This is a genomic window from Cupriavidus necator (genome assembly GCF_016127575.1).
Classification (GTDB): domain Bacteria; phylum Pseudomonadota; class Gammaproteobacteria; order Burkholderiales; family Burkholderiaceae; genus Cupriavidus; species Cupriavidus necator_D.
Genome location: NZ_CP066018.1, coordinates 195,579 through 208,580, shown reverse-complemented (window position 1 = coordinate 208,580; position 13,002 = coordinate 195,579). Strand labels below are relative to the sequence as shown.

13 protein-coding genes are annotated in these 13,002 nt (G+C 67.3%); 5 read left to right on the top strand and 8 right to left on the bottom strand.

The genetic code is table 11. The features are described 5' to 3' along the window. The first annotated feature begins 13 nt into the window (after positions 1–13). The 4 genes from I6H87_RS00990 to I6H87_RS00975 all read left to right on the top strand — a co-directional run bounded on the left by I6H87_RS00990 (position 14) and on the right by I6H87_RS00975 (position 3,745). Positions 14–592: a class I SAM-dependent methyltransferase gene (locus I6H87_RS00990; RefSeq protein WP_011614930.1), complete on the top strand. Its 579-nt coding sequence runs from the start codon at positions 14–16 to the stop codon at positions 590–592. 137 nt (positions 593–729) lie between these two features. Then, positions 730–1,614, top strand: coding sequence for a 4-hydroxy-tetrahydrodipicolinate synthase (dapA, locus tag I6H87_RS00985; RefSeq protein ID WP_011614931.1), 885 nt, complete (start codon positions 730–732; stop codon positions 1,612–1,614). A 48-nt stretch (positions 1,615–1,662) separates the two neighbouring features. Next, complete coding sequence (gene bamC / locus I6H87_RS00980) at positions 1,663–2,889, top strand: NlpB/DapX family lipoprotein (RefSeq protein WP_010808979.1); 1,227 nt, start codon at positions 1,663–1,665, stop codon at positions 2,887–2,889. A 67-nt stretch (positions 2,890–2,956) separates the two neighbouring features. After that, positions 2,957–3,745, top strand: a complete 789-nt coding sequence (locus I6H87_RS00975; RefSeq protein ID WP_010808978.1) for an MBL fold metallo-hydrolase — start codon at positions 2,957–2,959, stop codon at positions 3,743–3,745. Between the two features lie 93 nt (positions 3,746–3,838). Here the strand turns inward: I6H87_RS00975 and I6H87_RS34220 are convergent, their stop codons facing one another. After that, positions 3,839–4,075, bottom strand: a complete 237-nt coding sequence (locus I6H87_RS34220) for a hypothetical protein (RefSeq protein WP_037024358.1) — start codon at positions 4,073–4,075, stop codon at positions 3,839–3,841. A 199-nt stretch (positions 4,076–4,274) separates the two neighbouring features. Next, complete coding sequence (locus I6H87_RS00970) at positions 4,275–5,480, bottom strand: cupin domain-containing protein (protein ID WP_174549450.1); 1,206 nt, start codon at positions 5,478–5,480, stop codon at positions 4,275–4,277. A gap of 11 nt (positions 5,481–5,491) precedes the next feature. Between I6H87_RS00970 and I6H87_RS00965 the strand changes: the two genes are divergently transcribed. Continuing rightward, a complete protein-coding gene (locus I6H87_RS00965) occupies positions 5,492–6,019 on the top strand; it encodes an FKBP-type peptidyl-prolyl cis-trans isomerase (RefSeq protein WP_026201125.1) in 528 nt (175 codons plus the stop codon). 82 nt (positions 6,020–6,101) lie between these two features. On the opposite strand, the gene I6H87_RS00960 is transcribed toward I6H87_RS00965, so the two are convergent. The 6 genes from I6H87_RS00960 to I6H87_RS00935 all read right to left on the bottom strand — a co-directional run bounded on the left by I6H87_RS00960 (position 6,102) and on the right by I6H87_RS00935 (position 12,952). After that, positions 6,102–7,151: a hypothetical protein gene (locus tag I6H87_RS00960; protein WP_010808975.1), complete on the bottom strand. Its 1,050-nt coding sequence runs from the start codon at positions 7,149–7,151 to the stop codon at positions 6,102–6,104. Beyond that, positions 7,148–9,853 (bottom strand): DNA mismatch repair protein MutS, encoded by a 2,706-nt coding sequence (gene mutS / locus I6H87_RS00955; RefSeq protein WP_081225754.1) that lies wholly within the window; start codon positions 9,851–9,853, stop codon positions 7,148–7,150. The genes I6H87_RS00960 and mutS overlap by 4 nt, the downstream gene beginning before the upstream one ends. Before the next feature lie 228 nt (positions 9,854–10,081). Continuing rightward, positions 10,082–10,516 (bottom strand): universal stress protein, encoded by a 435-nt coding sequence (locus I6H87_RS00950; RefSeq protein ID WP_011614935.1) that lies wholly within the window; start codon positions 10,514–10,516, stop codon positions 10,082–10,084. Positions 10,517–10,568: 52 nt separating this feature from the next. Continuing rightward, complete coding sequence (gene ppk2 / locus I6H87_RS00945; RefSeq protein ID WP_010808972.1) at positions 10,569–11,681, bottom strand: polyphosphate kinase 2; 1,113 nt, start codon at positions 11,679–11,681, stop codon at positions 10,569–10,571. Positions 11,682–11,694: 13 nt separating this feature from the next. Continuing rightward, the gene (locus I6H87_RS00940; RefSeq protein WP_010808971.1) at positions 11,695–11,910 is read right to left on the bottom strand and encodes an HP1242/YdcH family protein; all 216 of its coding nucleotides are present in this window, start codon (positions 11,908–11,910) and stop codon (positions 11,695–11,697) included. A 223-nt stretch (positions 11,911–12,133) separates the two neighbouring features. Continuing rightward, positions 12,134–12,952, bottom strand: coding sequence for an inositol monophosphatase family protein (locus I6H87_RS00935; RefSeq protein WP_010808970.1), 819 nt, complete (start codon positions 12,950–12,952; stop codon positions 12,134–12,136). Between the last annotated feature and the right edge of the window lie 50 nt (positions 12,953–13,002).

The following is a 13,002-nucleotide window of genomic DNA, read 5'->3' as shown; positions in this document are numbered from 1 at the left end:
GCAGGGGAACGCCATGACGCTATCGCATGCCGGGCTTTCGGCGCCATCCCCCTGGGTTGCCCGCTGGGCCCGCCTGCTGCGCCCCGGCGCGCGGGTGCTGGACCTGGCCTGCGGCAGCGGCCGCCATGCCGCCTGGCTGGCGGCACGCGGCTACACGGTGCTGGCCGTCGACCGCGACGGCGAGGCCATCGCCGGCCTGCCGGCCGGCGTGACCGGCCGGGTGGCCGACCTGGAGCAGGGCGCCTGGCCGCTGGCCGGCGAGGCGCCGTTCGACGCCATCGTCGTCACCAACTACCTGCACCGGCCGCTGTGGCCGCACCTGGCGGCGGCACTGGCGCCCGGCGGCATGTGGATTTATGAAACCTTTGCCGCGGGCAATGAAACCGTCGGCAAGCCGTCGCGGCCGGATTTCCTGCTGCGGCCGGGCGAATTGCTCGAAGTGGCGCGCCAGCATGGCCTGCGCGTAGTCGCCTATGAGGATGGCCTGGTCGAAGTGCCGAAAACAGCCTTCGTGCAGCGGATATGTGCGGTGCGCGAGGCGGCTGGCGGCGCCGATGCGCCCGCGCCGGCACGCTACCGGCTCGACGCCTGAGCCAGGCACGGCGCTGTCGGCGAGAATGCCGCTGCACACGTTGAAACAGTTGGTATCAACCCCTGTCCGGGCGGCGGTCGAGGCGGCCTGCGGTTCCGGTACAATCCCCTTATTCGCATCCCGAATTCCTTAACGTTATGACACAGATTACCGGCAGCATTGTCGCCATCGTTACCCCGATGCATGAAGACGGCAGCCTGGACTTCCCGGCCCTGCGCGCACTGGTCGACTGGCACGTGGCCGAAGGCACCGACGGCATCGTGATCGTGGGCACCACCGGCGAGTCCCCGACGGTTTCCGTCGAGGAGCACTGCGAACTGATCCGCGTTGCCGTGGAACAGGCCGGCAAGCGCATCCCGATCATCGCGGGCACCGGCGGCAACTCCACCAAGGAGGCCATCGAGCTGACCGCCTTCGCCAAGAAGGTGGGCGCCGATGCGTCGCTGCAGGTCGTGCCGTACTACAACAAGCCGACCCAGGAAGGCATGTACCGGCATTTCCGCACCATCGCCGAAGCGGTGGAGCTGCCGGTGCTGCTGTACAACGTGCCGGGCCGTACGGTCGCGGACATGAACAGCGAGACCATCCTGCGCCTGGCGCAGGTGCCGGGCATCGTCGGCGTCAAGGAAGCGACGGGCAATATCGACCGCGCCGCGCAGCTGATCAAGGACGCGCCGGAAGGCTTTGCCATCTACAGCGGCGATGACCCCACCGCGGTTGCGCTGATCCTGCTGGGCGGCCACGGTAATATCTCGGTCACCGCCAACGTGGCACCGCGCAAGATGCACGAGATGTGCGTCGCGGCGCTCAAGGGCGACGTCGTCACCGCGCGCCGCCTGCACATGGAGCTGATCGGGCTGAACAAGGCCATGTTCATCGAGGCCAACCCGATCCCGGTCAAGTGGGCGCTCCAGCAGATGGGCAGGATGGAAGGCGGTATCCGCCTGCCGCTGACCCCTCTATCCGAGGCCAACCACGACTATGTACGCAAGGCACTGGCCGCCGCCGGCCTGCTGGCCTGATCTTTCGCGGCGTCCTGCTGTCGCACCACCTACTAGGATTGCGTGTCAATGAAACTGAAGCTTAACCGCCGCGGCGCGACGCAAGTCCGCCGCGCCGCCCTGGTTGTGCCCGTGCTCGCCGCTGGCGTGATCACCGGCTGCAGCAGCATCAACGAAGCGATGCAGCCGGACAAGATCGACTACAAGTCGTCGGCCTCGAAGCGCACGCCTACGCTGGATATCCCGCCCGACCTGACCAAGCTGGAGGGCGATCGCCGCTATTCGGTGCCCGATGCGAACGGCACCTCGACGCTGTCGACGTACAGCCAGGCCACCAAGGTGCGCGAGCAGTCCCCGAGCGAGAACGTGCTGCCCTCCGCCCAGGGTATCCGCATGGAGCGCGACGGCAACCAGCGCTGGCTGGTGATCAGCAACGGCATGCGCGGCGACCAGCTGTGGCAGCAGCTGCGCGGCTTCTGGCAGGAAAGCGGTTTCCTGCTGGTGCAGGACTCGCCCGAGACCGGCATCATGGAAACCGACTGGGCCGAGAACCGCGCCAAGATCCCGCAGGACATCATCCGCAACACCATTGGCAAGGTCTTCGACGGCCTGTACTCGACCTCGGAGCGCGACAAGTTCCGCACCCGCGTCGAGCGTTCGCAGAACGGCACGCTGGAGGTCTTCATCAGCCACCGCGGTGCGCAGGAGCAGCTGACCGGCATCGACAAGTCGAGCACGGTCTGGACCCCGCGTCCGGCCGATCCTGAGCTGGAAGCCGAATTCCTGTCGCGCCTGGCCCAGCGCCTGGGCGTGCAGAAGGAACAAGCCGACCGCATGGCCAAGAACCCGGCGGCGGCGGGCAATGCCGCAGCCGCTGCGGGCACGGCCGCCGCTGCTGGCGCTGCTGCTGGTGCCGATGGCGCCGCGCCGGCCAAGTCGTACCTGTCCCAGGTCAACGGCGCTCCGGCGCTGCAGCTGCCCGAACCGTTCGACCGCGCCTGGCGCTCGGTCGGCCTGTCGCTGGACCGCGTGAACTTCACGGTTGAAGACCGCGACCGCGGCCAGGGCCTGTACTACGTGCGCTATGTCGACCCGCGCACCGTTGCCGACAGCCGTGGCTTCTTCTCCAAGCTGTTCACCAAGCCGGAAGATTCCAAGACCGCCAAGAAGTATCGCGTGTCGCTCAAGGGCACGGGCAGCGGCACGCTGGTGACGGTGCTCAACGATGCCGGCCAGCCTGAGAACGGCGAAATCGGCAAGCGCATCCTGTCGCTGATCGACGAGCAACTGCACTGAGCCGGCGCATGACTGCTGGCATGCCAGCCGGCCGTCCTGGCCGGTGTCTGGCGGGGAGGGCGCGGCCATGATGCGCTTCGCCTTCCTCGGCAGCGGCAGCGAGGGCAACTCGCTGCTGATCGAATCCCGCGAAGACACCACCACCACGCGCGTGCTGCTCGACTGCGGCTTCGGCATCCGCGAGACCGCGCGGCGCCTGGAGCGCCTGGGCGTCGCGCCGGACCAGCTCGACGCCGTGCTGGTGACGCACGAGCATGGCGACCACGTCGGCTCGGCCTACGCCTTTGCCGCCCGCCACCGCCTGGCGGTGTATACCAGCCACGGCACCTGGCTGGCGACCTCGCACCTGCGCGGCGCCGATGCGGCCGACGTGCGCGTCTGCGGCGCCGACCATGCCTTTGCCATCGGCGGACTGCAGGTGCTGCCGTACACCGTGCCGCACGATGCGCGCGAGCCGCTGCAGTTCGTCTTGTCGGACGGGCAGGCAAGGCTGGGTGTGTTGACCGATGCAGGCATGGAGACGCCTTACGTGACGGCGCGCCTGGCAGGCGTGGATGCGCTGGTGCTGGAATGCAACCATGACCGCGAGATGCTGCGCAATTCGGTCTATCCGGCTTCGCTGAAGCGGCGCATCGGCGGGGACTTCGGCCACCTGGCCAATGAAGTGGCGGCCAGTATCCTGGCGCAAGTTGCCCATGCCGGCCTGAACCGCGTGGTCGCGGCCCACCTCAGCAAGCAGAACAATACGCGTGAGCTGGCAACGGGGGCGCTGGCAATGGCATTGGGTGCGTTGCCGTCCGAGGTGCTGGTGGCAGACCAGGACGAGGGCCTGGACTGGCAGGCGGTGCGCGCCTGAGGGATGCGTGGATTCGGCAGGGCGCAGTGCGGTAGCAGCGCCCAAATAAAAAAACCGGCCCGAAGGCCGGTTTTTTCATCGGTCAGGAACCGATTACTGCTTGGCAGCCGGAGCCGAAGCGTCAGCAGCCGGAGCCGAAGCGTCAGCAGCCGGAGCAGCAGCAGCCGGAGCGGCCGGGGCTTCAGCAGCGGGAGCCGAAGCTTCAGCGGCCGGAGCGGCAGCAGCCGGAGCAGCCGTGTCAGCGGCCGGAGCGGCAGCTTCTTCCTTCTTGCCGCAAGCGGCGAGAGCAACAGCGGCCAGCAGCGATGCGATCAGGAGAGACTTCTTCATTGTTCGTCCTTTAACTTGTAATAACGGAAAACAGGCGATGAATAATTACCGGTAATTATCGCTCTTGAACTGCAAAATAGAGGCCCTCCCGGGTCCCGATAAATGCAATGGTCCACAGTACTAGCCAGCCAACAATTATATCCGCGTTTTCCCGGCTTGTGTAGCGCCGAAATTTACTGATTCGCAATGTTACGTATTATTACAGCCGCGGGCCCAATTGCAGCCATCCTTCCAGCGTCCAGTGATGGAAAGTTTCCATCAGATCGGGTAGGTCCGCGCAAGCCGCAACATCTTCGCTACTAAGCTGCCGATAATCGGCCAACTTTTTCAGCCATTGCATCAGTTCGGCCGGCGGCTCGTAGGCTTCTCCATTGAGGAAGAAATTCGCGCGGTCGTAAAGCGCAATCGATGCTGATGGCAGTACCACACCATGGCGGGCCGCCAGTGTCGCATAACGGCGCAACGGCATGTCGGGTATCTCTGCAAATTCAACGCCAGGTTTGGGTTCTGACAGATGGCTGCCGAGGAATTCGGACACCATCTGGCTATTCCATTGCAACGCCTTGAGCCGCTCGGCGACTGCCTTGGCCATGCCGGCGGGTAACTGCGCGGGCCGCGTGGCGGCGCGCTCGCCGGCGTCGGCATAACGGCCGCCGAGGTCTTCATTGTCTTCGACCGTTTCAGACAGCCAGGCCAGGAAATGCCCGGCCAGCTCGCGGTAGGCCGGCGCGCGGAAGCCGATCGAGCAGGTCATGCATTCGCCTTCGGCAATGCCATCGTGCGCATATTGCGGCGGCAGGTAGAGCATGTCGCCGGGTTCGAGCACCCATTCCTGTTCCGCGTTGAAGTCGGCGAGGATCTTCAGCGGCATGTCCGGGATCAGCTCAAGGCTGGTCTGCGACGAAATGCGCCAGCGGCGCCGGCCCGAGACTTGCAGCAGGAACACGTCGTAGGAGTCGAAATGCGGGCCCACGCCGCCGCCGTCGGTGGCGTAGCTGATCATCAGGTCGTCCAGGCGCGCGTCCGGCACGAAACGGAAGCGGCCCATCAGTTCCGCCGCGGCGGCGTCATGCAGATTTACCCCTTGCACCAGCAGGGTCCACTGGCGGGCCTTGACGCCGGGCAGGTTTTCGCGCGCAAATGGGCCATGCGCGAGTTTCCAGCGGTTACGGAAGTGCGTCACCAGGCGCGATTCGACGTCATCGCTGTCGGCCAGGTCGAAAAGAGCCTCGCGCGACACAGGCGGCACGATTCCGGGTACTGCCTGTCGAATCAGCAGGGGCTTGCGATGCCAGATATCCCGCATGAATGCAGCAGGCGTCATGCCACCAAGCAGGTCGAGCGGAGTGTCTGGATCGACGGGGCCAGGGGGCAGGGCCTGCGCGTATAATGCGGAATCGTTCATGGAGTCAAGAATTGAAAATCGCTAAGAATACTGTGGTGTCCGTGATGTACAAGCTGTCGGACGCGCAAGGCAATCTGATCGAGGAGTCAGATGAAGCCATGGTTTATTTGCACGGCGGGTATGATGGCACGTTCCCCAAGATCGAGGAAGCGCTCGACGGTCATGACGCGGGCTTCGAGACCCAGTTGCAGCTGGAGCCGGAAGACGCGTTCGGCGACTATGACGCCGATATGGTGAAGGTCGAGCCGCGCAACCGCTTCCCCGAGCCGCTGGAAGTCGGCATGCAGTTCGAAGGCATGCCCGAAGATGGCGACGAAGAGGACTCCGTCATCTATACCGTGACCGACGTGGCCGAGGACAAGGTCGTGCTGGATGGCAACCATCCGCTGGCCGGCATGGCGCTGCGCTTCTGGCTGAAGGTCTCCGAAGTCCGCGAGGCCACCGCCGAGGAAATCGAGCACGGCCACGCCCATGGCGCCTCGGGCGTTGAAGTCGTCGATGAGGACGAGGACGACGACACGCCGCGCACGCTGCACTGATCGCGCTGCACGGTTCGTATTCCGCACCCCAGGAAAAAGCCGGCCGCAGCCGGCTTTTTCGTTGTCGGGCCGGCAAGCGGTCTCAGCGCGGTGCCGGTGCGTCCTTGAGCATGACTGCGAACGGTGAGGCCGCGCCCGGCGTGATCACCAGTTCGGCCCATTGCGAGACCGTGTTGGCGGGCAGTGACACACGCGTGAAGTTCTGCATGACCTTGCCGGCCGCATCGCGCAGCGGCTTGTCGATGCCGAAGCCGTTGTCCGCCCCGTTGGCCCCGTTTCCGCCCGCATGCACCAGCAGCACCTGGCCGCGGAAACGACCGGCCAGCTCGCGCAGCTGGCGCTTGAATTCCAGGTAGCCGTCGCGGGTGCGGTGGCGCATGAAGCCGTCCAGCAGCGTCGGGCGGCCTTTCTTCTCCCAGCCGTTGGCAAAATGCGGGTCGGCGTGGACCACCACCACGATGCCGTTCAGGTCGCGTTGCCGCGCCACCGAGAACGCGCGCGCCAGCCACTGGCGGTTGGCCTCGCGCCGGTCCTCGAACTCGCCGTTGCGCCCGCCTTCGTCGCGGTAGTGGTTGTTGTCACCCGGCAGGTTCATGCCGACGAGCAGGATATCGGCCACCTCCATGCGCATGTTCTCGCGGAAGCTGCGGAACAGCGCCTGGTCCGACTGCCGGTGCAGCGGTCGCGGATGCCGGCCGAGCGTGGCGTCCTCGGGGAAGAACAGCTCACGCAGCCGGTTCAGGCGCTCGACCGCGTCAAAGCCGCCGTTGACCGGCAGCCGGCATTCGGACCAGTCGGTCTCTCCGGGCACGTAGACCAGCGGCAGCGGCGACTGGTCCAGCAATTGCTGGCGGTTGCCCAGCACCGCATCGCTGCACGACTCCGTATCGCCCTTGATGCCGCCGGCATGAATGACCAGGTCCAGCTTGCGCTCGCCGAAGTAGTCGAGCAGTGCCGCCGCGTTGGCCTCCGCGGCCGGCCACTGGGGCAGGTCGGCGATCAGCGCGATGCGCGTCAGCTTTGGCCTGGCCGGTGCCTTGCCGGCGCGGCCCGCGGGCGCGGCCGATGCCATGCCGGCCGTGCAAAGCAGCGGCAGCAGCATGGCAAGCAGGGCACGGCGTGCAGCGTTCATGCGGCGTCGAGCGCCTCGCCTGCCAGTGCCTTGAGCCGGTACAGCGCCTCCAGCGCTGCGCGCGGCGTCAGGGTGTCGGGATCCAGGTTGGCCAGCGCATCGACCAGCGCGGCCTGTTCGGGTGCGAGCGTGGGTGCCAGCGGCGCGGGCACGGCCGACGGGGCAGCGCCGAAGTCGTCCTCGTCGTCATCCGGCGTTGGCGGTGCCGCGAACAGGTCCAGCTGCGGCGTGGGCGTGGCGTCGGCCGATTGCTGCTCCAGCCAGGCCAGGTGCTTGCGCGCGGCGCGGATCACCGGCTGCGGCACGCCGGCCAGCTGCGCTACCTGCAGGCCGTAGCTCTGGCTGGCGGGGCCGTCCTGCACTGCGTGCAGGAAGACAATGCCATCGCCATGCTCGACCGCCGACAGGTGCACGTTGGCTGCCTGCGGAAACTCTTGCGGCAGCTGCGTCAGCTCGAAGTAATGCGTGGCGAAGAGGGTATGGCTGCGGTTGTGCGACAGCAGGTGACGCGCGATCGCCCAGGCCAGCGCCAGCCCGTCGAAGGTCGACGTGCCGCGCCCGATCTCGTCCATCAGCACCAGCGAAGCCGGGGTCGCGTGGTGCAGGATGCCGGCGGCCTCGGTCATCTCGACCATGAAGGTGGAGCGGCCGCCCGCGAGGTCATCGGCGGCGCCGATGCGGGTAAAGATGCGGTCGATCGGCCCGATCACCGCGCGCCGCGCTGGCACGTAGGCGCCGACACAGGCCAGCAGCACGATCAGCGCGGTCTGGCGCATGAAGGTCGACTTGCCGCCCATGTTCGGGCCGGTGATCAGCAAGAGCTTGCGCGCTTCGTTGAGCTGGCAGTCGTTGGCGATGAACGCCACCGACTCGGCCGCGAGTTGGCCTTCGACCACCGGGTGGCGGCCCTGCACGATGTCGACCACGTTCTCGGCGACGCGCTCAGGCGCGGACCAGTCCAGCGTCTGCGCGCGCTCGGCCAGTGCCGTCAGCACGTCCAGGCGCGCCAGCGCGCCCGCCACCCGCTGCAACTCGCCGATGTGCGGCAGCAGCGCCTGCAGCAGGCCGTCGTAGAGCTGCTTCTCGCGCGCGAGCGCGCGGTCCTGCGCCGACAGCGCCTTGTCTTCGAAGGCCTTCAGCTCAGGCGTGATGTAGCGCTCGGCATTCTTCAGCGTCTGGCGGCGGCGGTAGTCGTCGGGCACCTTGTCGGCCTGGCCGTTGGTGACCTCGATATAGAAGCCATGCACGCGGTTGAACTCGACGCGCAGGTTGGCAATGCCGGTACGGGCGCGTTCGCGCGTTTCCAGGTCGATCAGGAACTGGCCGCAGTTCTCGGAGATGTCGCGCAGTTCATCCAGTCCGGCATCGTAGCCGCGCGCGATCACGCCGCCGTCGCGCACCACGGTGGCCGGCTCTTCGGCCACGGCGCGCACCAGCAGGTCCAGGCAGTCCTGCGGCACGGCCAGGTCGTGCAGGGACTGCGCCAGCAAGGTGCTGCCCTGGTCATCGCGGATGCAGGCCTGCACGTCCGGTAGCGCGCGCAAGGTGTCGCGCAGCGAGGACAGGTCGCGCGGCCGCGCATTGAGCAGCGCCAGCCGCGAGGTGATGCGCTCGACGTCGGCCAGCCGGCGCAGCGCCGTGCGCAGGGCATCGGTGCCCTGGTCGATCAGCACGCCGATGGCCTGCTGGCGTGCCTGCGGCAGCGCCGGGTCGCGCAGCGGGTGGTGCAGCCAGTGGCGCAGCGCGCGGCTGCCCATGGCCGTGCAGCAGGTGTCCAGCAGCGAGAACAGCGTCGGCGACTCGCCGCCGCGCAGGGTCTCGGTCAGTTCCAGGTTGCGCCGCGTGGCGGAATCCAGGCCGACGTACTCCGATTCGCGCTCGACCTTCACGCCCTGCACATGGCGCAACGACTGGCCCTGCGTGGTGGCCGCGTAGTTCAGCAGCGCGCCGGCCGCGCCCAGCGCGGCACCCAGCCCGGCACAGCCGAACGGGTCCAGGCTGGCCACGCCCAGCTGCTCGCGCAGCCGGCGCGTGCCGGCGTCCTGGTCGAAATGCCATTCGGGCAGGCGGGTACGCGCGCACGCCAGCGCGGGCAGCTCGATGCCATCGGCATACAGCAGCTCGGCCGGGCGGATGCGCTCCAGCTCGCGGCCCAGCTGCGCTGCTTCGCATTCCATCAGGCGCAGCTCGCCGCTGGCCAGGTTCAGCCATGCCAGCCCGGTCTTGCTGACGCCGCGGCGCGTGGTCTGCTGGTGCACCGCCATCAGGAAGGTATCGGCCTTGTCCGGCAGCAGCGCGGCGTCGGTGAGCGTGCCCGGGGTGACGATGCGCACCACCTTGCGCTCCACCGGCCCCTTGCTGGTGGCCGGGTCGCCGATCTGCTCGCAGATCGCCACGGATTCGCCCAGCTTCACCAGGCGCGCCAGGTACTGGTCCGCCGAGTGGAAGGGGATGCCGGCCATGCGGATCGGCACCCCGTTGGAGGCGCCGCGCGCGGTCAGCGTGATGTCGAGCAGGCGCGCGGCCTTTTCGGCATCGTCGTGGAAGAGTTCGTAGAAGTCACCCATGCGGTAGAACAGCAGGGTGTCGGGGTGGTCTGCCTTGATGCGCAGGTATTGCTGCATCATTGGCGTGTGGCGGCTTGCGGCCGAATCTGCCTGCGCCTGTTCCGGGTCGGTTTTCTTCTGCAATCCCATTGCCATTCAGCCTGTCTGGCGGTGGGCCTGCGTGATGCCGCCCGCTCCGCTCGGATCGCCGCCTTGCGCAAGCCGGATAGCGGCCGCGCGGGGCGTCCGGGCGGTCATCCGACGGCCCGGGGCCGGGGCGCGAAGGGGCGTTTTCGAATATGGACGATATGGTACAGCACGGGGCAGCGGTTGCCGCGCCGCGCGGGCCGGATCCGGCCCGGCGGCGGGGTCAGCGGCGTGCCGTCAGCGGAACACCAGCACCGGCACGTCGCTGTGTGTCAGTACCTTCTGCGTCTCGCTGCCCAGCAGCAGCCCGCTGATGCCCTTGCGGCCGTGCGAGGCCATGAAGATGACGTCGCAACCGAGGTCCCGCGCGGCGTTGATGATGCCGTGATATGGGGCGCTGGCGGCCGAGACGTGGCCCGCGCAGCGGACGCCGGCCATTGCCGCCGCGGCCTCGATCTTGACCAGTTCCTGGCGCGCCAGTGCTTCCACGCGTTGCTGGAACACTTCGCGCCGCTCATGGGTGCTGTCGCTGCCCACCATGTAGGGGTAGGTCTCCACGCACATGTAGGGCGTCAGGCGCGCGGAGGCGGTGCGGGCAAACTGGATGGCGGCGGACACGGCCTTGTGGGAAAGCTCGGAACCGTCGACGGGCAGCAGGATGTGCTTGAACATAGGGGCCTTGGTAAAGGGAAAACGGAAGAAGTGCGGGAGTAGGGGGCGAAGTTCAATTGGCCAGCGCGCGCCCCACGATCAGCGGGTCGGGCTGCCCGATGGCAGTGGTGTCCCGGTTGCCGTAGGGGAAGCGCGACAGGATGGCGCGCAGCGCATTGAGCCGCGCGCGCTTCTTGCAGTCCGAGCGGATGACCGTCCACGGCGCATCGGCGGTGTCGGTGTGGGCGAACATGGCCTCCTTGGCCTGGGTGTATTCGTCCCATTTGTCCAGCGAGGCAAGGTCGACCGGGCTCAGCTTCCATTGCTTGAGCGGGTGGATCTCGCGCTCGCGGAAGCGCCGGCGCTGTTCCTTCTGGCTGACCGAGAACCAGAACTTGAACAGGTGGATGCCGCTGCGCACCAGATGCCGCTCGAAGTCCGGCGCCTGCTGCAGGAAGTCCTGGTATTCGCGCTGCGAGCAGAAGCCCATCACGTGCTCAACGCCGGCGCGGTTGTACCAGGAGCGGTCGAACAGCACGATCTCGCCGGCCGACGGCAGGTGCTGCACATAGCGCTGGAAGTACCATTGCCCGCGCTCGGCCTCGGTGGGTTTTTCCAGCGCCACCACGCGCGCGCCGCGCGGGTTCATGTGTTCCATGAAGCGTTTGATGGTGCCGCCCTTGCCGGCGGCGTCGCGCCCTTCGAATACGATTACCACGCGCTGGCCGGTCTCGCGCACCCAGGCCTGGAACTTGAGCAGCTCCACCTGCAGGCGGTACTTCTGCTTTTCATAATTGCGCCGCGACATCAGGTTCTGGTACGGGTACGCGCCTTCGCGCCAGCCCGCGGACAGCTCGTCGTCCGGGTGGCGCTTGCGGCCGGCCTGCCACGCGGCGGGATCGCCTTCGAGGATCAGGCTGCGCAGCTGCGCGGCCTCGTCGGGCGCCAGGCCGTCAAGCAGCGTGCGCATGGCGTCGAGCATGTCGGCGCCGTTGCCTGCGCGGCTGGCCAGGATGTCCTGCATGCTGCTGGCCGCCAGCTGCACCGAGGCGTCGACGGCGCTGTCGACTTCGTTGCGCTGGGCTGAAAGCGCCGAGTTGGTGGGCAGCACGTCACCCCTGGCCGTGGCGCGGGCACGTGGCGCGGTGGCGGTGTGGGAGGATTGGATGGTGTCGCGATCTGTCATCTGCGGTCCTCCGTCAGGCTGCGGTGTTGCGCAGGATCGCGTAGAGCTGGTCCTTGAGCAGGAGTTTCTCTTTCTTCAGCCGCTCGATCTCGAAGGTGGAGGCCGGCACCAGCCCCGACTCCATGTTGTGGATTTCCTGGTCCAGCGCGTTGTGGCGGTGGAACAGGCGCGCGAAGCGGGCATCCTGGGTCTTCAGGGTGGTGATCTGGTCGCGGTATTCGGGAAACATGCTGGCTCTCCTGATGGATCCGCGCGCACGGGGCGTGGCGCATGGTTTCATTTTGGGGAGGGCAGGGTGGGGCGACCTTGACGAGGATCATGGCCGTCTCGGGAATGAGAAAGGTCTGCAGTGCTGGGTGCGGTGGCACGCGGGGCGCACCATGCAAAAAGCCCGCCGGGGTGCGGCGGGCGTCGGGGTGTGGCTGATCTGGCCGTCAGGCCATGTGCCGGTGTCAGGCGGCGGGCTTGGCGTTGTCGAGCGAGAACGGCGACAGCAGGCGCACCATCTGGGCGAACGCCTTGGGATTGCCGGCCAGCACTTCGCCCTGTTCCATCTGGCGCGGCTCGCCGGCGTAGTTGCCGACCAGGCCGCCCGATTCGGTGATCAGCAGCATGCCTGCAGCCATGTCCCACGGCTGCAGGCCGCGCTCGAAGAAGCCGTCCAGGCGGCCGCAGGCCACATAGGCCAGGTCCAGCGCGGCGGCGCCCGGGCGGCGCAGGCCGGCGCAGTTGCGGGTCATCAGCGCGAACAATTCCATGTATTCGTCCAGGCCTTCCAGGTCGCGGAACGGGAAGCCGGTGCCGATCAGGCAGTCGGCCAGCTTGTCGCGGCGCGTAACGCGGATGCGGCGGTTGTTCAGGAAGGCGCCGGCGCCCTTGCTGGCGGTGAAGAGCTCGTCGCGGGTCGGGTCGTAGACCACGGCCTGCACGGGCGTGCCGCGGTGCAGCTGGGCGATCGAGACCGCGTATTGCGGGAAGCCGTGGATAAAGTTGGTGGTGCCGTCCAGCGGGTCGATGACCCAGGTGTACTCGTGGGAGTCTTCACCCTCGGCCCAGGACTGGCCGGATTCTTCCGCTAGAATGCCGTGTTCCGGGTAGGCCGTGCGCAGGATCTCGATCACCGCGGCTTCGGCGGCGCGGTCCACCTCGGTGACAAAATCGTTGTGTTGCTTGCGCGAGACGCGCACCAGATCGACGTCGAGCGACGCGCGGTTGATGATGGATCCCGCCTTGCGGGCCGCCTTGATGGCGATATTGAGCATCGGATGCATGAATCTCTCCAGGCCGGCCACGACGACGCGGCGGGGCGCAAAAGCGCCGC